We start from the raw sequence: 17904 nt of genomic DNA on the forward strand, positions 1-17904 counted from the left end.
GGTAAGCGCTTTTACCCAGCGTGAGTTCAGGTAATCTGTTACTGATTGTACTTGAAAAATCGGGTTGAGAAACGTTTGCATTCGTCTTGCGCTTTTTTTCTGCAAGAGAGTGCAAAGTGCACTTGTCTTCTGCTGGAGTTTTGCGTAGAATTCGCGCCCTATTGTGAATATTTATCGCGCCGCCTGATGAACAGAAAGGCATGCGCAGAAGCGGAGTTTTATATGTACGCGGTTTTCCAAAGTGGTGGTAAACAACACCGAGTAAGCGAAGGTCAGACCGTTCGCCTGGAAAAGCTGGACATCGCAACCGGTGAAACCATCGAGTTCGACCAGGTTCTGATGATTGCAAATGGCGAAGACGTGAAAATCGGCGCGCCACTGGTTTCAGGCGGTGTGATCAAGGCAGAAGTTGTTGCTCACGGTCGTGGCGAGAAAATTAAAATCGTTAAGTTTCGTCGTCGTAAACACTACCGTAAGCAAGCTGGTCACCGTCAGTGGTTCACTGATGTGAAAATCACTGTGATCAGCGCGTAAGAGGAGATCTGACAAATGGCACATAAAAAGGCTGGTGGCTCGACTCGTAACGGTCGCGACTCCAATGCAAAACGTCTGGGTGTTAAGCGTTTCGGTGGTGAATCTGTTCTGGCAGGTAGCATCATCGTTCGTCAGCGTGGTACCAAATTCCACGCCGGTAACAACGTAGGTTGTGGTCGTGACCACACTCTGTTTGCTACCGCAGACGGCAAAGTTAAATTCGAAGTTAAAGGTCCTAACAACCGTAAATACATCAGCATCGTTGCTGAGTAAGGTTGTTGTGCCGCAGACGATTAACGTCTGAACACACGAATGGAAGGCCCCGCAGCTTTGCGGGGCTTTTTACATTCTGCCGCAGGTTACGGCAATCACGCTGACCTTGCGCCTCAGTTTGCTGTACACTTTATGTACACATGGCTTTGCCAATCCTGTATTATCCGCCGCCGGTCAGCGCAGAAGACCCTGGCGGACCCGTTTGTCGCCCGCAGCGTGGCGCAAACGACAGTGTGACGGAGATAAAAAATGAAGTTTGTTGATGAAGCGACGATCCTGGTGGTCGCGGGTGATGGTGGCAACGGTTGCGTCAGCTTCCGCCGCGAGAAGTACATTCCCAAAGGGGGACCGGACGGCGGTGACGGCGGTGACGGCGGTGATGTTTACCTGCTGGCGGATGAAAACCTCAATACCCTGATCGATTATCGTTTCGAAAAATCTTTCCGCGCCGAACGCGGCCAGAATGGCCAGAGCCGTGACTGTACCGGTAAACGCGGTAAAGACATCATTGTTAAAGTGCCGGTGGGTACGCGCGTGATCGATCAGGGCACGGGCGAAACGCTGGGCGACATGACGCGCCATGAGCAGAAGCTGATGGTGGCGAAGGGTGGCTGGCACGGTCTGGGCAACACCCGCTTCAAATCGTCCGTGAACCGTACGCCGCGTCAGAAAACCATGGGCACGCCGGGCGAGAAGCGCGACCTGCAGCTGGAACTGATGTTGCTGGCAGACGTGGGTATGCTGGGTCTGCCAAACGCCGGTAAATCGACCTTTATCCGCGCAGTATCAGCGGCGAAGCCAAAAGTGGCGGATTATCCGTTCACTACCTTAGTGCCAAGCCTCGGCGTGGTACGTATGGACAGCGAAAAGAGCTTCGTGGTCGCCGACATTCCCGGCCTGATTGAAGGCGCAGCGGAAGGCGCAGGCCTCGGAATTCGCTTCCTCAAGCATCTGGAGCGCTGCCGTGTGCTGCTGCACCTTATCGACATCGCGCCAATCGACGAATCCGATCCGGTAGAGAACGCCCGCATCATTCTCGGCGAGCTGGAAAAATACAGCGACAAGCTGTACCAGAAACCGCGCTGGCTGGTGTTCAATAAAACCGACCTGCTGAGCCGCGAAGAGGCGGAAAGCCGCGCCAAAGCCATTGCCGAAGCGCTGGGCTGGGATGAGAAATACTATCTGATCTCCGCCGCCAGCCGTGACGGTGTCAATGAGCTGTGCTGGGATGTGATGAGCTTTATCATCGCGAATCCAAAAGAAGCGGAAGAAGAAGCGAAGCAGCCAGAGAAAGTGGCCTTCATGTGGGATGATTACCACCGTGAAGCGCTGGAAAATGCTCAGGAAGTGGAAGAAGACGAAGACTGGGATGATGACTGGGATGAAGACGACGACGAAGGCGTCGAGATCATTTATCAGCGTTGATGTCAGCAAAAAAAGCGGCCAGATGGCCGCTTTTTTAATTGCTGTTTAGCGCAGAGCACCAGCCCGTACAATCATTCCTTCTCCCCGTGGGAGAGAGCATCAGCCCGCACAAACATTCCCTCTCCCTGTGGGAGAGGGCAGGGTGAGGGCATCAGGCCGCAGCGGAACCAAACCTACCCCAGCACCGCCACCGTCAGCCGCGAACTGCAACACAGCTGATCGCGACCATTGCGTATCTCAATCTGCCAGCTCTGATTGCGCGCTCCCAGATGCAGCGGACGACAAACACCGCGCACCTCGCCGCTGCTCACCGCCCGATGATGGCTGGCGCTCACCTCAATGCCCACCACGCTTTTACCTTCTTCCACGCTCAGGTAACCGGCAATGGAGCCCATCGACTCCGCCAGCACCACCGACGCGCCGCCGTGCAGCAGACCAAACGGCTGCTGCGTGCGGCTGTCTACCGGCATGGTGGCCTCCAGATAATCGCCACCGATGGCGGTAAACACGATGCCCAGATGCGCCACCAGCGAGTTATCGCCCAGCTGATTCAGCGTGGCGAGATCCACCGTACGTTTCCAGATTGCCATGCCTCAGGCTCCCAGCGTTGCGCCACCGTCCACCACAATATCCTGCAGCACCACGTGGCTGGCAAGATCCGAGGCCAGGAACAGGATATTGTTCACGATCTCCTGCGGCTGGGCGATCTTACGCAGCGGGATCCCCAGTTTGTACTGATCAGGGAAACCGTTGATCATCTCCTGCTCGGCTTCTGGCGTATGCCACAGGCTGCGCTGCATATCGGTATCGGTTGATCCCGGTGAGACAATATTGCAGCGCACGCCATACGGTGCCATCTCCAGCCCAACCGTCTGGCACAGGCTGCGTAGCGCTGCTTTGGACGCGCCATAGGCTGACATGCCGAGGCGCGGGGCGTGCGCGGCGTTAGAGGCGATGGTGACAATCGCGCCAGCGCGCTGCTGGCGGAAGACCGGCAGCGTCTGCTGGAACAGGTTAAACGCGCCGCCGGCGTTGACGGCGAGACACGCCTGCCAGTCAGCAAACGACAGCGCATCGGTGCTGCCGATGCGCAGAATGCCCGCGCCGTTCACCAGGATATCCAGCCGCGGCTGGCTGGCCAGCAGTGACTGACAGCAGTCGCGCACCGCAGCGCTGTCGGCGACGTCCAGCTGGCAGGTGGCAAACGGATAGTCATCCTGGCCAAAGTGCAAATCAAAACCGGTCACCTGCGCACCGGCCTGATGGAACGCCAGCGCGGTATGGTAGCCGATGCCTTTGCCGGCACCGGTCACCCAGACAATTTTTCCGCTGAAATCAAAACAGGTGCTCATTATGCTGGCACCCGTGACAGCAGCGCCCACCAGCCATCAATGCTGGGGTTTTTCGCCAGGCTGATGAAGTCGATATCGCTGTGCACCTGACGCCAGCGCGCCGCCAGCGCCATCACGCGCACCGAATCCAGCCCATAATCGATCAGGTTTTCATCATCTTCCGGCACGTCATCATCTTCCAGCAGCGGCAGAATCAGCGCGCGCAGCGCGTCCTTGCTCTGTGGCAGCGGCATCAGGTCGGCGGTCATCACCACTTTGCCACTGCGACCTGCGGTGTAGGTCAGCGCCATCATATGCTCGTCGCGCGAGAAGTCGGCCAGCGCATCGGCCACCATAAACGGCTGGATGTTACGCATGAAGGCGTCGGTAGCGGTGGTCAGGCAGCCGATGTGGGCATACACGCCAGTAATGATCAGCTGATCGCGGCCCATCTCCTGCAGGATAGATTCCAGCGGCGAGCGCACGAACGCGCTGTAGCGCCATTTAGTCAGCACCTGATCATCCTGATCCGGTGCCAGCGCGTCGACGATCTTCTGCTGATCCGGATGTTTGTTCAGCCCCGGCCCCCACATATCATTCAGCAGCGCGCGATCCTCATCGCTTTGCTGGTTGGGCTGGGCGGTATAGAACACCGGAATGCCCTGCGCTTTACAGTAAGCGCGCAGGCGGGCAATGTTCTCCACCACCTGATTCACCAGCGGGCTGTCTTCGCCCCAGAAGTTGAGGAAATAGGCCTGCATATCGTGAATCAGCAGCGCCGCGCGCTGCGGCTCCAGCGCCCATTGTACTTTGTTAGCCGGCAGCTCAGTGGCGGCGGGCAGCGCATAAGACGTCAGTTTTGGAATAGCCATTACAATCTCCGGAAAAATCAGGCTTGCGTCTGCTCAGCAAGCTGTTGGCGTAAACGTTTTTTATCCACTTTGCCCACCGGGGTCAGCGGCAGGGCGTCGACGCAGGTAATGCGGTCGGGAAGTTTGAATTCGGCAATGCCCAGCTCGCGCAGATGGCGGCGCAGCGCGACCGGTTTCACCGGCTGGCGCGCCACAATGAAGGCACAGCTCTTTTCACCCATCAGCTCGTCATGCATGGACACCAGCGCGGCGTGGATCACATCCGGATGGCGCAGCAGCAGGTTTTCAATCTCTTCGGCCGCGATCTTCTCGCCGCCGCGGTTGATCTGATCCTTTTCGCGTCCCTGTACGGTGATGTAACCCTGAGCGTTGATCTCAATCAGATCGCCTGAGCAGTAAAAACCGTTGGCGTCGAAGCTGGCGGCATTGTGCTCCGGGCTGTTGTAGTAACCCCGGAAGGTGTAAGGGCCGCGCGTCATCAGGCGACCCACCTGGCCCGGCGGCAGCGGATTGCCGTTCTCGTCGGCCACCCACACTTCGTCATCTTCCGAAATCGGCCGCCCCTGAGTAGTCAGAATGGTTTGCTCGTCATCGCCGAAGCGCGTGTAGTTAACCAGCCCTTCCGCCATGCCAAACACCTGCTGCAGCTGGCAGCCGATTTCACGCTGAATGCGTGCGGCCAGCGTTTCGCCCAGTTTGGCTCCGCCCACCTGAATGCGCTGCAGCGAGGCCAGCGCTGTGTTGCTGCCCCACTCCTGAATTGCCTGCAACCACAGGCTGACCGCCGGCGGCACCAGTCCGGTATCGGTCACCTGGTGCTGCTCAATCAGCGGGAAACAGAGCGTGGCGCTGGGATCCGCGGCGAGAATCACCTGGCCACCGGCATAGAACACCCCGAGCGAACCGGGGGAACTCATGGCGAAGTTATGCGGCGCGGGCAGGGCGATCAGATAGCGCGTGTCGGCGTTGATGTGACAAATCTCGTCGCTGGCGCGGATGCTGTAGTAGTAGTCGTTGTGGGTGCGCGGAATCAGCTTCGGCGTGCCGGTGCTGCCGCCGGAGAGCTGGAAAAACGCCACTTCATCGGCGGCCGTCGGTGTCGCGATAAAATCGCCAGCCGCTTCATCCTGCAGCGACGCCAGCGTATTTTCCGTCTGCGCGTCGTTACGCAGGATCACCTGCTGCAGCGTGGGCTGCGCCTCGCACAGCGTGGCGATGAAGTCGTCGCTGGCAAACAGCGCGTGCTGGCGATCGGCAATCAGCAGTTTCGGTGCAATCTGCTGCGCATAGGCCAGCAGTTCAGTGCGCTGATGGCTGAACAGCGCGTACACCGGGACCACGCCCAGCTTAAACAGGGCAAACAGCGTAACGTAAAAGTCCGCCACGTTGCCGAGCTGCACCAGCGCCGTGTCACCGCGCTGTAAACCGCGCCGCTGCAGCGCCGCCGCCAGATTATCACTGCGCTGCGCCAGCTGGCAGTAGCTGAGCTGCACAGGGCCGTCGATCACGGCGATAGCGTCGTTTTCGCGATGGCGGTCGATGATGTCGGTCAGCGGCACGTCGATCCAGTAGCCTTTTTCGCGGTAGCGCGCGGCCAGATGTGCCGGCCAGCGGCTGAAGGGAATGCTCATGCTTGTTCCTTTATTGCAGTCCAAAAGCGCGCAACATGGTGTCCAGCTTCACACCCGTTTCACGCCATTCTGATTCCGGTTGTGAGTCGGCGACGATGCCAGCGCCGGCAAACAGCCGCACGCGCGTGCCGTTTACCGTTCCGCAGCGAATGGTCACCACCCATTCGCCGTTGCCTTCGCTGTCGCACCAGCCGACGATGCCGCCAAACAGCTGGCGATCAAAGGGTTCGAGCTGCTGAATCAGCTGCTGTGCGCGGGCGTGCGGGAAGCCGCTCAGCGCAGGGGTTGGGTGCAGCAGCGCCGCCAGCGACAGCGCGTTTTCGCGCTCATCCTGCACTTCGCCATCGATTTGCGTCGCCAGATGCCACAGCGTGGCGGTGGTGATCAGCGACGGCACGGTAGGCACTGACAGTAGTCGGCTACGCGGCTGCAGCGTGCTGCGCATCGCGTCGGTCACCAGCTGATGTTCGTGGCGGTCTTTGGCTGACGCCATCAGGGTGTTACCTGCCACGCGATCGGCGCTGGCGTCGTCATGATGGCGGCGCGCCGAGCCGGCCAGCGGGCAGGAGGAGAAATCGCGCCCCTGTTTGCGCAGCATCAGTTCCGGGCTGGCACCCACCAGCGCGCCTCCTTCCGCCAGTGGCAGATGGAAATGGTAGCTATTGGGATTTTGCGCGATCACGCGCTGCATCAGCGCGGCGGTATCCACCGGCTGCTCCGTGACGATATCCATCAGGCGCGACAGCACCACTTTGTCCGGATCGCCGCGCTGAATGGTGGCAACGGCGTCGGCCACCATGCGGGTAAATACCGCGTGGTCTGGCACTGCCGTCCGCCGCCGCACTGCCGGCAGATCGCTCTGCTGCGCCGGCAGCGCCTGTTGCAGGTCGGCGCGATTAAAGCTCTGCCAGGATTCGGGTATGAACAGCGACGCTGGCTGGCTGACGTCAAACGGAATCGCGCCCACCAGCAGCGGATTGGCGATCCCCTGCTTTTTCGCCGCGGCAAAGTGCTGGCGCAGCTGCTGTTGAAAGTCGCCCTGCAGCAGCGCGGCATCGCCCACCGGCGTGTTGATCGTGGTATAGCAGCCCTGGGTGGCCAGGCTGCGCCATGGCGAGGTGAAAAGGAAACCGCGGCACAGCGCGGAAAAATCCTTCAGCCAGGTATTTTCAAACGTGGAGCTTTCCACCATAATTTTCACCTATAAATGATAAGATTATTAAGAATGATTATCATTTTTATTATGGCTCTGTAACCTACGTCGAAAGGGGCAAAGAGTCAATCCATTCGCGGGATTTACCGTGCTGTCAGACGTAAGCGGCGGCTGACGCCGGGCCAGGCATTAAGCTAAAAGGTGGATCAAAACTTATGAATAAATGCGGTTTATGGGGCATGGCTGTCCTGTTGTTCATTTTCCAGTCACTGTCATGGACAGCGCGGGCCGACCAGGGATGGCCGCGCAGCGTACAGGGCGCGACCGGAACGGTAACGCTTAACCAGGCACCGCAGCGCATTGTCTCCACCAGCGTCACGCTGACCGGCTCGCTGCTGGCGATTGACGCGCCGGTCATCGCCTCAGGCGCGACCGCACCGAAAAGCCGCCTGGCCGACGATCAGGGCTTCTTCCGTCAGTGGGGCGAGGTGGCAAAGCAGCGCCACGTTAAGCGGCTGTACATTGGTGAGCCGAACGCCGAGGCGATTGCGGCGCAAGCCCCGGATCTGATTATCGTCAGCGCCACCGGTAATGACTCCGCCCTGAAGCTGGTCAGTCAGCTGTCCGCCATTGCACCCACGCTGGTGGTCAACTACGACGATAAGAGCTGGCAGGATGTGGTTACGCTGCTGGGGCAGGCCACCGGCCATGAAGCACAGGCGGCGCAGCGCGTAAAAGAGTTCGACGATCGCGAAGCGGCGCTGAAGCAGGCCATTACGCTGCCGCCGCAGCCGGTCTCCGCGATGGTATGGAACGGTGATGGCCGGGCGGTGAATCTGTGGACCGCCGCATCGGCGCAGGGCAAACTGCTGCAGCAGCTCGGTTTTACCCTGGCGCAGCCGCCGGCCGGCACGCAACAGGGGCACAGCATGGGCCAGCGCAAAGACATTATTCAGCTCTCGGGCGAGAATCTCGCCGCCAGCCTGACCGGCCACAGCTTCCTGCTGTTTGCCGGCGATGACAAAACCACGCAGTCAGTGCTGAGCAACCCGTTCCTGGCGCAAAACGCGGCGGTGCGCGATAAGCAGGTCTATGCGCTGGGTATCGACACCTTCCGCCTGGATTACTACAGCGCCAGCAATCTGCTGACGCGTCTGCATCAGCTGTTCGTCAAATCATGATGTTTGCTGCGCCAGCACGGGCGCGGGCGCCTGATAGCGCCGCAATCCTTTCATCATCAGCCACATCATGACGCCAAGCAGTGTCGCGGCACAGCCAAACGCCGCGGCAGCCTGCGCCGGTAACAGCCACGAACCGAGGGCACCAATCAGCGCGGCGCCGAGGGCATCGCCGCACACGTTCTGCGCCGTCCACAGGCTGTTGATGCGGCCCAGCAGATGATCCGGCGTCAGCAGCTGAATCATCGCGTACTGCACCAGGCTGTTGATGGCACTGAAATAGCCGAAGCCCGCCAGACACAGCAGCGCCAGCCACAGCGTCGGCATCAGGCTGAACAGGCCCAGGGCGACGAAACCGGCCACGGCACTGCCCAGCACCAGCCGCCCAGGGCGCGCCGCCTGTTTCAGCCTGCCGCTGGTAAATGCGCCCACGGCGGCACCGAGCGGCACGGCGGCGTACAGCATGCCGAGCTGGTCGGCGCTGACTGACCAGTGCGGTGCCAGCGCCGGGTACAGCACGCGGATGGCGCTGGCCAGCGTCACCAGCGCACCGGTCAGCGCCACCATGCCGACCAGCGGGCTGGCGAACAGGAACTGCACGCCGGATGCCAGCGCCCGCAGCGGATGCTCGCGCGGCTGCGGAGGCGGGGGCAGCGCAGGCAGCTTCAGCAGCGTCAGCACCGTCAGCAGCGTGCCGAAGGCGGTCAGTCCGTAATTCCACAGCACGCCGCCGTGCGCGATCACTACACCAGCAATTGCCGGCGATAAAATCGAGCCGAAGCGCACCGTCAGCATGGTAATGGCACCGGCCTGCATGATGTTTTCGCGCCCCACCAGCGCTGGCGTAGCGGCCAGCAGCGCCGTGACGCCAATCGCGCCAAAAAAGCCGTCCCACAAGCCAAGCAGATAGACCGCCAGCAGCGAAGGCGCGGGCAGCGCGGCATTTATCGCCAGCGCGACAAAGCCCAGCCCGCAGGTGGTGCGGGCAAACAGGATCAACTTCTTACGCTCATAGCGATCGGCGAGCACGCCGCCGGTCAGCAGGCCAGTAAACATGCCGGCAGCGGACAGTGTGACGGCGAGGCCCACCAGCAGCGGTGAATGGGTCATCTGCTGAATCTGCACCGGCACGGCAACGGCCAGCATGCCGAGCGCCACAATCGAGATAAAACGCGCAATAAACACCGCGCGAAACGCCGCGTGGGTTTTCAGCAGTGAGAGATCGATAAAGTGAGAGGGTTTGTTCATTGTTTCGCCTTTTTGCACCAATTTTCCTCATCATCCGCGAGGCGACTCATGGTAACATAGGCAAACGCGAGTAATAACGATAACAAATATCATTATCACATTACGTTGCACCGCAACGACGTCGAACAGTGAAGGTTTAGAACGCTATGCGCCAGATCCGTGCATTAGCAGGCTCAGGGATTCTGCTTTTGCTCCTCATGGCGCTCAGTCTGATGCTGGGTGCCAAATCAATACCGCTTTCCGATGTGTATCACGCTCTCACCGCCTCCTGCTCCAGCGCGGAGTGCATCATCGTGCGCGATGCGCGCCTGCCGCGCACGCTGGCCGGTCTGCTGGCGGGTGTGGCGCTGGGGCTGGCTGGCGCGCTGATGCAGAGCCTGACGCGTAATCCGCTGGCCGAGCCGGGCATTCTGGGCGTGAACGCCGGTGCCGGTTTTGCCATAGTGCTCGGCATCGCGCTGCTGGGAGCGGACTCCCCGCTGCAGTGGCTGACACTGGCCTTCAGCGGCGCGCTGCTGGCGGCGCTGCTGATGACGGTGATTGGCGCGATGGGCGGCGGGCGCGTCAATCCGGTGCGTCTGACGCTGGCGGGCGTGGCGCTGGCGGCGGTGCTGGAGGGCTTAACCTCCGGCCTGTCGCTGCTCAATCCGGACATTTACGATCACCTGCGCTTCTGGCAGAGCGGCTCGCTGGATATCCGCGATTTCAGCGTGTTGCGTACCCTGAGCCCGGCGGTGCTGGCCGGTGCGGCGCTGGCGCTGGGACTGGCGCAGTCGCTGAACAGCCTGAGCATGGGCGGCGATATGGCGGCGGCGCTGGGTACGCGCGTGGTGCGCACCCAACTGCTGGGCCTGCTGGCGATTGCCTTACTGAGCGGCGCGGCGACCGCCGCCGTCGGGCCGATCGCTTTTATCGGCCTGATGACGCCGCATTTTGCCCGCTGGCTGGTGGGCAACGATCACCGCTGGCTGCTGCCGGCGACGGCGCTGATCACCCCGGCGCTGCTGCTGGCGGCGGATATTCTGGGGCGGATGATGGTGGCGGGCGAACTGCGCGTCTCAATTGTGACCGCCATCCTTGGCGCGCCGATGCTGATTTTGCTGGTACGGCGCCAGCGCGGGCGAGGTGGATTATGACGCGGCGTGCCTGGTTGCATGGCGGCTGGCTGCTATTAGCGTGTGCGCTGCTGACGTGGCTGGCGCTGACGCGCGGTACGCTGCCGATTACGGCGGAGCAGGTGTGGCAGGCGCTGCGCGGGCAGGGAGCGGCTAATGTGCAGCTGATTGTGGTGGAGTGGCGGCTGCCGCGCGTGCTGATGGCGCTGCTGATCGGTGCGGCGCTGGGTGTTAGCGGGGCAATTTTTCAGTCGCTGCTGCGTAACCCGCTCGGCAGCCCGGATATTCTCGGCTTCAATACCGGCGCTTACAGCGGTGTGCTGGTGGCGCTGGTGCTGTTCAATCAAAGTATTACCGCAATGACCGGGGCCGCGCTGATCGGCGGTATCGCGACGGCTGCGCTGGTGTACCTGTTTGCCTGGCGCAACGGGGTGGAAACGTTTCGGTTAATCATCGTGGGCATTAGCGTGCGCGCGCTGCTGATGGCGCTCAATGCCTGGCTGATTATCAGCGCTTCGCTGGAGTCGGCGCTCAGCGCCGGGCTGTGGAGCGCCGGCTCGCTTAACGGCATCACCTGGGCGAAAACGCCGCCGGTGGTGACGGTGCTGCTGCTGTCGCTGCTGCTGGTGGCGCTGTTAACGCGCCGCATGCGTCTGCTGGAGATGGGCGACGACACCGCCTGCGCGCTCGGCGTGCCGGTGGAGCGCAGCCGCCTGTGGCTGATGCTGCTGGGCGTGCTGCTGACCGCGGCGTCTACCGCGCTGGCGGGGCCGATCTCGTTCGTGGCGCTGCTGGCGCCGCAGATTGCGCGCCGGCTGAGCGGCGGGGAAAAAGGCGCGTTATGGCTGGCGGCGCTGTGCGGCGCGCTGCTGTTGTGCGCCGCCGATTATGCCGCGCAGCATCTGTTCCTGCCTTATCAACTGCCGGTTGGCGTGATCACCGTCAGCCTGGGCGGACTCTATCTGATTGCGTTACTGGTGCGGGAGGCGCGACGCCAATGATCGATATTCCTTCACGGCTGTATGGCGAAGGCCTGACGCTGGGTTATGACAAAAAAGTGGTGGCGGAAAATCTCTCGGTGGCGATTCCGCAAGGGGAGCTGACCGTGATTATCGGCCCTAACGCCTGCGGTAAATCCACCCTGCTGCGTACTCTCAGCCGCCTGCAGGCGCCGCTGAAAGGCGACGTGCTGCTGGACGGCGAGGCGATTGCACGTTATCCCACCAAAGAGGTGGCTCGCCGTCTTGGCCTGCTGCCGCAGAGTTCAAACGCACCGGCGGGCATCAGCGTGAGCGAGCTGGTGGCGCGCGGACGTTATCCGTATCAGTCACTGTTTGGCCGCTGGCGCGCGGAGGATGAAGCGGCGGTGCAGCAGGCGATGCTGGCCACCGGCGTGGCGGACCTGGCGCAACAGGCGGTTGATACCCTGTCCGGCGGGCAGCGTCAGCGCGTGTGGATTGCCATGGTGCTGGCGCAGCAGACGCCGCTGCTGCTGCTGGATGAGCCCACCACCTGGCTGGATATTACCCACCAGATTGATCTGCTTGAGCTGATGCAGACGCTCAATCAGCAGCATGGCCGCACGCTGGTGGTGGTGCTGCACGACCTTAATCACGCCTGCCGCTACGCCACCCATCTGATCGCCATGCGTCACGGGAAGATCATTGCCGAGGGCAAGCCTGGCGAGATTGTGACGCCAGCGCTAATTGAGCAGGTGTACGGATTACGCTGTGTGATTGTTGAGGATCCGGTGGCGCATACGCCAATGATTGTGCCGCTGGGGCGCGGGCGCTAAGGCGGGAAAGGGGCTGTGGTGTAAACGTTTTCTGCCATACGGTTCCCTCTCCCGCCGGGAGAGGGTTAGGGCAAAACCGCTACGCCAGCAACTGCTGCAACAGCGGCCCGATCTGCTCAAACATGCGAGGCGAGATAATCTCGACGTGGGCGCAATCCATCGGCCACACCGTCAGCTCACCGACATAGGGCGCCCAGGCGCGGCGCGCATCCTGGCCTGGCTGCTGCGTCTGTTCGGCGAGGAACAGCGTAGCGCGGCCGCCGAAGCGTGCGCTGCGCGCCGTGGCCAGCAGACGCACCGAGCTGGCGTAGTTGGCTTCGATGGTATCGAACATGGCCTGCATCTCTTCACCGGCCTGATGGCGCTGCGCGGCGATAAACTGTTCGCGCTCGCGATTCACCTCCTCCAGCACCGCCGGATCCAGCACATTCTCGCCGCGTTTCTCATCCCAGTTCTGCGTTTCCGGCGGCCAGGTGTCGAGCAGGCCAAGGAAGGCGACCTCTTCACCCGCCGCTTCCAGCCGGGCAGCAATGCCCTGCGCCAGCGTACCGCCCAGCGAGTAGCCGAGGAAATAGTAGGGCCCGTGCGGTTGTACCTTGCGCAGCGTACGCAAATGCGCTTCACAGACCTCATCGAGGTGCGCGCTCTGATTCAGCGGTCCCTGCGTGTCAGGCGACTGAATGCCGACCAGTGACCAGCGTGGGTCAAGATAACGCTGCAGCACGCTGAACTGCCAGGCGAAGCCGGACGCCGGGTGGAAGCAGAACAGCGTCGGTCCGCTGCCTTTACGCAGCGGCAGCACCGCTTCAAAGCCCGCCTGCTGATGGGATTGTCCATCGCTCAGCAGCGTCGCCAGTTTTTCCACCGTCGGGGCGATCATGATCTGCCCGACCGAGACCGGCAGCTGGAGCTCGCGGCGCAGCTGCGCTGCCAGGCGCATCGCCAGCAGCGAATGGCCACCGAGCGCAAAGAAATCATCCTGCGCACCGATCGTGTCGCAGGCCAGCAGGCGGCAGAACGCTGCGGCCAGCGTGCTCTCTAAACCGGGCAGTGGCGCGCGCCCCCGGCGCTGCGTGGTGCTCTGCGGCAGCGGCAGCGCTTTGCGATCCAGTTTGCCGTTACTGCTGAGCGGCAGCGCCTCCAGCTGGACGATGGCCACCGGCACCATGTGTGCCGGTAGCTGCTGTGCCAGCGCCTGACGCAGCGCATCGCCATCCACCGGCTGAGGCGCAACCACGTAGCCCACCAGCTGACGTGCATCGCCCTGTGCCGTCGCACTGCCCAGCACCACCGCATGCGTCACCGCCTGCTCAATGCCGGGCTGGGCGCACAGCGCATGATCGATTTCGTTCAGCTCAATGCGCTGACCGCGGATCTTCAGCTGGTCATCGCTGCGCCCGAGATACTCCACCGCACCGTTGTCCAGCCAGCGCGCTACGTCGCCGGTCAGGTACATGCGCTCGCCAGCGGCGTACGGGTCGGAGATAAAGCGGCTGGCGGTCAGCTCCGGCCGGTTGAGATAGCCGTGCGCCAGCTGAATGCCGGTAAGATAGAGATCGCCGGCCACGCCCGGCGGCACCGGCTGCATTTGCGCATCAAGAATGCGCAGGCCGGTGTTCCACACCGGGAAGCCGATCGGTACGCTTGGGCCATCGACAGCGGCGAGCGCCGCGCCATACGCCGGATACCAGCTGACATCAACGGCCGCTTCGGTCGGCCCATACAGATTGTGCAGCGGCACGCGGGTCAATGTTTCCCAGCTGCGCGACAGATCGGTGGGCAATGCTTCACCGCTGCAGAACACGTTGCGCAGGCTGGCGCAGCACGCTATCGCGGCGGGGTGGTCGAGCGCCGCGACAAAGGCCGCCAGCATCGAGGGTACGAAATGCGTGGTGGTAACTTTGTAGCGGGCAAACAGTTGCTGTAAGGCTTCCGGATCGCGGTGTGCATCTGGCGGCGCCATCACCAGCTGCGCGCCGACCAGCAGCGGCCAGAAGAACTCCCACACCGAGACATCAAAGCTGCTCGGCGTTTTCTGCAGCACCACGTCATCCGCCTGCAGCGGATAACGATCCTGCATCCACAGTAGGCGATTAACGATCGCCTGATGGCCGACCAGCACGCCTTTCGGCCGGCCGGTAGAGCCGGAGGTATAGATGATGTACGCGCCATCCTGCGGCGTCGGCGCGCTGGCCGGGGCCGGTGCATGTTCGGCATTGTACAGGGTGTCAAAGTGCAGCTGACTGACCGGCGCGATGGCGCGGAAGCGGGCACTGAGCGCGGCAGCGGTAATCAGCGTTTTGGGCGCGGCGTCTTCCAGCATCAGCTGGAGCCGCTCGTCCGGATAGCCGGTATCCAGCGGCAGATAAGCGGCCCCGAGCGTCACAATCGCCTGCAGCGCCAGCGACAGCTGCACCGAACGCGGCAGCGCCACGGCGACGATATCACCCTGCTGCACGCCGGCCGCGCTGAGATCGGCCGCCAGCGCGAATACCTGCTGCTGCATCTGGCGATAGTTCAGCTGGTGCTGCGCATCGGCCAGTGCCGGTGCGTCCGGGGTGCGCTGCGCCTGCTGCGCCAGCAGCGACGCCAGGGTTTCCGCCGGCAGCGGATGGGCGGTCTGATTGATGGCCGCAATCTGCTGCTGCTCCGCTGGCGTCAGCAGATCGAGCTCGCCCAGCGTGCGCTGCGGCTGCGCGGCCAGCTGGCTGAGCAGCAGGGCAAAGCGGCTGGCATGGCGCTGCAGCGTCTCGGCAGCATAGCGCTGCGCGTTCGCCAGCAGCTCCAGCGTCAGATCGCCGTGCTCGCTGAGGTAAATTGCGATTTCCAGATCGCGCACCGGGCCGGAGGCCAGCTGATGCGTGATGCCTTCAATGCCGGCGAAATCGAGCTGGTAGTCAAACATCTTCAGGTTGATCACCGGGCCATACAGCGGATCGCTATCGCCGAGGCGGCCGAGATCGCGCTGCACCTGTTCAGCATCGTAGCGCTGATGACGGCGCATTTTTTTCACTTCCGCGGCCAGCTGAGCGGCGAGATCGCCGAGCGTTTGTCCCGGCTGATAGTGCACCGCCATCGGCAGCACGTTGATCACCGGACCGGTGGCGCACAGCGCGGCGGAGCCGATGCGGCGCATGAAGATGAAGCCGGCAGCAAAATCATTTTGTCCGCTGAGGCGAGCCAGCCACAGCGCTACCAGCGCAAAGGCCAGATCGGCGGCGCTGTGCTGTGGATGCTGGCTGGTCAGCGTCTGGAAGCGGTGACGATCCAGCGTAACGCTGTGGCGCAGCAGATCAGTGCTGGCGCTCTGACCGGCCAGCGGCAGTGGCGACAGCGAGGCGGGCGCGGGCAGGGCGCGGCCTTTTTCGCGCCAGAATTCGCCGTCACGGGTGTAAGACGCCGATTGCTGATAGCGCTGATACTCGTCAACCACGGCGCTGAAAGGAATAAACGGTGTCGGCTCAGGCTGCTGCTGCTGTACGGCGGCGCTGTACAGATTGGCGATGCGGCGCGTCAGCGCGGTAAAGCTAAAGCCATCCACCACCAGATGGTGATAGCGCTGATACCAGAACCAGTGCTGTTCGCCGAGGCGGAACAGACGATGGTGCCACAGCGGTGCGCCACTCAGCACACGCAGGTCACCCTGCATATCGGCACGCATCAGGGCGCGCGCGGCGGCAGCGGCATCCGCTTCGCCGCGCAGATCAACGATGTCTGGCAGGCTGAAGGTCTGCGGCTGCGGCCACTGCAGCGGCTCGCCGTCGATTTCGCCGAACGCCATATTCAGGGTATCGGCTTCCTGCATGCCGTCGACGATGGCCTGCGCCAGCAGCGCGCTGTTGATGTCGCCGCGCAGTTCGACAAAGTGCGCGACCGCGTAAGCGTTGTGATGGCGGCTGAGCTGGTCGGCGATCCAGATGCCAGGCTGCGCTGCCACCAGCGGCAGAGTTTGTTGGTCAATCATAGTGTCGTTCATCAGAGAATTTACTGTCGCTCCGGTTCACGTCTGGCGTGATGAATGAATTTGGATTGCGCCACAAAGCTTGCAGACCGTCGAGCAGGCCACCGCGCCAGCACAGCGCGTCATGGCCGCCCTCTACCGGCTGGTAATGCACCTGATAGCCGGCAGCGGTAAGTTGTTGTTGTAATTGTTGATTGGCTTGCAGAATCAGGCCTTCACGCTGGCCTGCCTCCAGCCAGAAACGCAGCGGCTGGCGAGGTGCCAGGCCATGGTCCAGCGCCTGCAACAGCCAGCCATGCGGGTTACCACGCTCCGGCCACCAGAAGGAGCCGGACAGGCTGAGCGCATTACCAAAGGTGTGGGGAAAGTGCAGCGCGGCAAACACCGCGGCCAGACCGCCAAAGCTTTGTCCGGCAACCAGCGTGCGCGCCGGCTGCGCATCGTACGGCATCCAGCGTGCTACCTGCGGCAACAGCTCCTGCTGCACCGCCTGCCAGAATTGCGGATTGCATGGCAGCTCGCGGCTGCGGTGTTCGCGATCGATGATGTCGATAAACAGGTAGACCGCCGGCGGCAGCTTGCCCGCGGCGGTCAGCTGCTGCAGCGGTCCGGCGATCGGCATCTGCTGCGCCCAGAACTGACCATCGAGCAGTATCGCCAGCGGACGCGGGCCGTGCTGCGCCTCGCCTGTGGCGTACAGCCACACCCGGCGACGATTGCCGAGCAGCGCGCTGTCCCACTGCTGCACCTGCAGCGTCAGCGCCGGGGCGCGGCCCTCATCCACCGCACGCCACACCTGCTGGTCGGGCGCGTCAGGCAGGTGCAGCGGTGACACGCCCATGCCGCGTCCGCCGGACCAGCTGCGCAGCGGATTGAGCGCATCGGCCTGCGCGGCAGGGAATTTTTCGCGCCACCAGTGGCGCAGCGCATGCATGTCAGGCTCGCCGCTGAAATCGCCGGCCTGCCGATCCGGCATCAGGCAGTAGCTGCCGCGCCAGTGTGACGGCAGCACTGTTTGCCAGTACCAGACATCGCTACTGGCGACGCGCATCAGCGATTGCGGCGGGCGCCGCTGGTGGTGATCGGTCACGCCGGTGATGTTGATCCACACGCGCTGGGTGTGGGAGGTGGTTTCACTGCCTTGCGGATCGCGCCAGAAGAAGGTCACCAGACAGGTGCCATCCTGCTGCGGCTCAATGCGCGGAATGCCCTGAGTCTGTTGCTCCTGCCACCAGGCTTCGCTACCAATTCCATCATTTCGCCAGGTCATAGGGGCTGCCAGTCGCCGTCTGTACGGGGAGGTTTACATAGGATTGATAAATAATACTATTGATAATTATTTGCATTTGCAATAGGGTGGCTGCGCTCAAAATGAGCACGCACGTTCC

The 17904-nt window shown here is 62.3% G+C and carries 15 protein-coding genes; 7 read left to right on the forward strand and 8 right to left on the reverse strand.

What is annotated here, in order from left to right; all coding sequences use genetic code 11:
* Positions 1-222: 222 nt before the first annotated feature.
* The 3 genes from rplU to cgtA all read left to right on the forward strand — a co-directional run bounded on the left by rplU (position 223) and on the right by cgtA (position 2232).
* On the forward strand, positions 223-534 hold the full coding sequence (rplU, locus tag KOL70_RS14780; RefSeq protein WP_021507728.1) for a 50S ribosomal protein L21: 312 nt from the start codon (positions 223-225) through the stop codon (positions 532-534).
* 15 nt (positions 535-549) lie between these two features.
* A complete protein-coding gene (gene rpmA, locus KOL70_RS14785; protein ID WP_006121751.1) occupies positions 550-807 on the forward strand; it encodes a 50S ribosomal protein L27 in 258 nt (85 codons plus the stop codon).
* A 249-nt stretch (positions 808-1056) separates the two neighbouring features.
* Positions 1057-2232, forward strand: a complete 1176-nt coding sequence (cgtA, locus tag KOL70_RS14790) for an Obg family GTPase CgtA (RefSeq protein WP_058759590.1) — start codon at positions 1057-1059, stop codon at positions 2230-2232.
* 173 nt (positions 2233-2405) lie between these two features.
* Here cgtA and KOL70_RS14795 read toward each other — a convergent pair whose 3' ends face one another.
* Genes KOL70_RS14795 through KOL70_RS14815 form a run of 5 tightly spaced genes read right to left on the reverse strand, consistent with a single transcriptional unit; the run spans position 2406 to position 7258 of the window.
* Positions 2406-2822: a hotdog fold thioesterase gene (locus KOL70_RS14795; protein WP_215480823.1), complete on the reverse strand. Its 417-nt coding sequence runs from the start codon at positions 2820-2822 to the stop codon at positions 2406-2408.
* 3 nt (positions 2823-2825) lie between these two features.
* On the reverse strand, positions 2826-3584 hold the full coding sequence (gene dhbA / locus KOL70_RS14800) for a 2,3-dihydro-2,3-dihydroxybenzoate dehydrogenase (protein WP_127833601.1): 759 nt from the start codon (positions 3582-3584) through the stop codon (positions 2826-2828).
* Positions 3584-4435, reverse strand: a complete 852-nt coding sequence (locus KOL70_RS14805; protein ID WP_088516019.1) for an isochorismatase family protein — start codon at positions 4433-4435, stop codon at positions 3584-3586. The genes dhbA and KOL70_RS14805 overlap by 1 nt, the downstream gene beginning before the upstream one ends.
* A 17-nt stretch (positions 4436-4452) precedes the next feature.
* Positions 4453-6066, reverse strand: coding sequence for a (2,3-dihydroxybenzoyl)adenylate synthase (locus KOL70_RS14810; protein ID WP_215480824.1), 1614 nt, complete (start codon positions 6064-6066; stop codon positions 4453-4455).
* A 10-nt stretch (positions 6067-6076) separates the two neighbouring features.
* Positions 6077-7258, reverse strand: coding sequence for an isochorismate synthase (locus KOL70_RS14815; protein WP_215480825.1), 1182 nt, complete (start codon positions 7256-7258; stop codon positions 6077-6079).
* Positions 7259-7434: 176 nt separating this feature from the next.
* Between KOL70_RS14815 and fepB the strand changes: the two genes are divergently transcribed.
* Entirely contained in the window at positions 7435-8400 is a 966-nt protein-coding gene (fepB, locus tag KOL70_RS14820; protein WP_215480826.1) for a Fe2+-enterobactin ABC transporter substrate-binding protein, read from the forward strand.
* On the opposite strand, the gene entS is transcribed toward fepB, so the two are convergent.
* Positions 8395-9645 carry an enterobactin transporter EntS gene (gene entS, locus KOL70_RS14825; protein ID WP_215480827.1) on the reverse strand — a complete coding sequence of 417 codons (1251 nt, stop codon included), beginning with the start codon at positions 9643-9645 and terminating at the stop codon, positions 8395-8397. The genes fepB and entS overlap by 6 nt on opposite strands.
* Positions 9646-9791: 146 nt before the next feature.
* Between entS and fepD the strand changes: the two genes are divergently transcribed.
* The 3 genes from fepD to KOL70_RS14840 are packed head-to-tail and all read left to right on the forward strand — an operon-like array spanning position 9792 to position 12555.
* The gene (fepD, locus tag KOL70_RS14830; RefSeq protein ID WP_058759585.1) at positions 9792-10781 is read left to right on the forward strand and encodes a Fe(3+)-siderophore ABC transporter permease; all 990 of its coding nucleotides are present in this window, start codon (positions 9792-9794) and stop codon (positions 10779-10781) included.
* Positions 10778-11761: an iron-enterobactin ABC transporter permease gene (gene fepG / locus KOL70_RS14835; protein ID WP_215480828.1), complete on the forward strand. Its 984-nt coding sequence runs from the start codon at positions 10778-10780 to the stop codon at positions 11759-11761. Before fepD ends, fepG begins: the two co-directional genes overlap by 4 nt.
* The gene (locus KOL70_RS14840) at positions 11758-12555 is read left to right on the forward strand and encodes an ATP-binding cassette domain-containing protein (protein WP_215480829.1); all 798 of its coding nucleotides are present in this window, start codon (positions 11758-11760) and stop codon (positions 12553-12555) included. The genes fepG and KOL70_RS14840 overlap by 4 nt, the downstream gene beginning before the upstream one ends.
* A 79-nt stretch (positions 12556-12634) precedes the next feature.
* Here the strand turns inward: KOL70_RS14840 and KOL70_RS14845 are convergent, their stop codons facing one another.
* Positions 12635-16519, reverse strand: a complete 3885-nt coding sequence (locus tag KOL70_RS14845; RefSeq protein ID WP_254185842.1) for an enterobactin synthase subunit F — start codon at positions 16517-16519, stop codon at positions 12635-12637.
* Positions 16512-17786, reverse strand: a complete 1275-nt coding sequence (fes, locus tag KOL70_RS14850; RefSeq protein WP_215480831.1) for an enterochelin esterase — start codon at positions 17784-17786, stop codon at positions 16512-16514. The genes KOL70_RS14845 and fes overlap by 8 nt, the downstream gene beginning before the upstream one ends.
* Positions 17787-17904: the final 118 nt, after the last annotated feature.

The organism is Pantoea sp. B270 (assembly GCF_018726825.1).
GTDB classification, from domain to species: Bacteria; Pseudomonadota; Gammaproteobacteria; order Enterobacterales; family Enterobacteriaceae; genus Pantoea; species Pantoea dispersa.

Excerpts from the sequence above, each read along its gene's own strand:
- cgtA (WP_058759590.1), top strand. The coding sequence starts at position 1,057 with ATGAAGTTTGTTGATGAAGCGACGATCCTGGTGGTCGCGGGTGATGGT.
- rpmA (WP_006121751.1), top strand. The coding sequence starts at position 550 with ATGGCACATAAAAAGGCTGGTGGCTCGACTCGTAACGGTCGCGACTCC.
- KOL70_RS14845 (WP_254185842.1), bottom strand. The coding sequence starts at position 16,519 with ATGATTGACCAACAAACTCTGCCGCTGGTGGCAGCGCAGCCTGGCATC.
- rplU (WP_021507728.1), top strand. The coding sequence starts at position 223 with ATGTACGCGGTTTTCCAAAGTGGTGGTAAACAACACCGAGTAAGCGAA.
- KOL70_RS14795 (WP_215480823.1), bottom strand. The coding sequence starts at position 2,822 with ATGGCAATCTGGAAACGTACGGTGGATCTCGCCACGCTGAATCAGCTG.
- entS (WP_215480827.1), bottom strand. The coding sequence starts at position 9,645 with ATGAACAAACCCTCTCACTTTATCGATCTCTCACTGCTGAAAACCCAC.
- KOL70_RS14810 (WP_215480824.1), bottom strand. The coding sequence starts at position 6,066 with ATGAGCATTCCCTTCAGCCGCTGGCCGGCACATCTGGCCGCGCGCTAC.
- KOL70_RS14840 (WP_215480829.1), top strand. The coding sequence starts at position 11,758 with ATGATCGATATTCCTTCACGGCTGTATGGCGAAGGCCTGACGCTGGGT.
- fepG (WP_215480828.1), top strand. The coding sequence starts at position 10,778 with ATGACGCGGCGTGCCTGGTTGCATGGCGGCTGGCTGCTATTAGCGTGT.
- KOL70_RS14805 (WP_088516019.1), bottom strand. The coding sequence starts at position 4,435 with ATGGCTATTCCAAAACTGACGTCTTATGCGCTGCCCGCCGCCACTGAG.
- fepD (WP_058759585.1), top strand. The coding sequence starts at position 9,792 with ATGCGCCAGATCCGTGCATTAGCAGGCTCAGGGATTCTGCTTTTGCTC.
- fepB (WP_215480826.1), top strand. The coding sequence starts at position 7,435 with ATGAATAAATGCGGTTTATGGGGCATGGCTGTCCTGTTGTTCATTTTC.
- fes (WP_215480831.1), bottom strand. The coding sequence starts at position 17,786 with ATGACCTGGCGAAATGATGGAATTGGTAGCGAAGCCTGGTGGCAGGAG.
- dhbA (WP_127833601.1), bottom strand. The coding sequence starts at position 3,584 with ATGAGCACCTGTTTTGATTTCAGCGGAAAAATTGTCTGGGTGACCGGT.
- KOL70_RS14815 (WP_215480825.1), bottom strand. The coding sequence starts at position 7,258 with ATGGTGGAAAGCTCCACGTTTGAAAATACCTGGCTGAAGGATTTTTCC.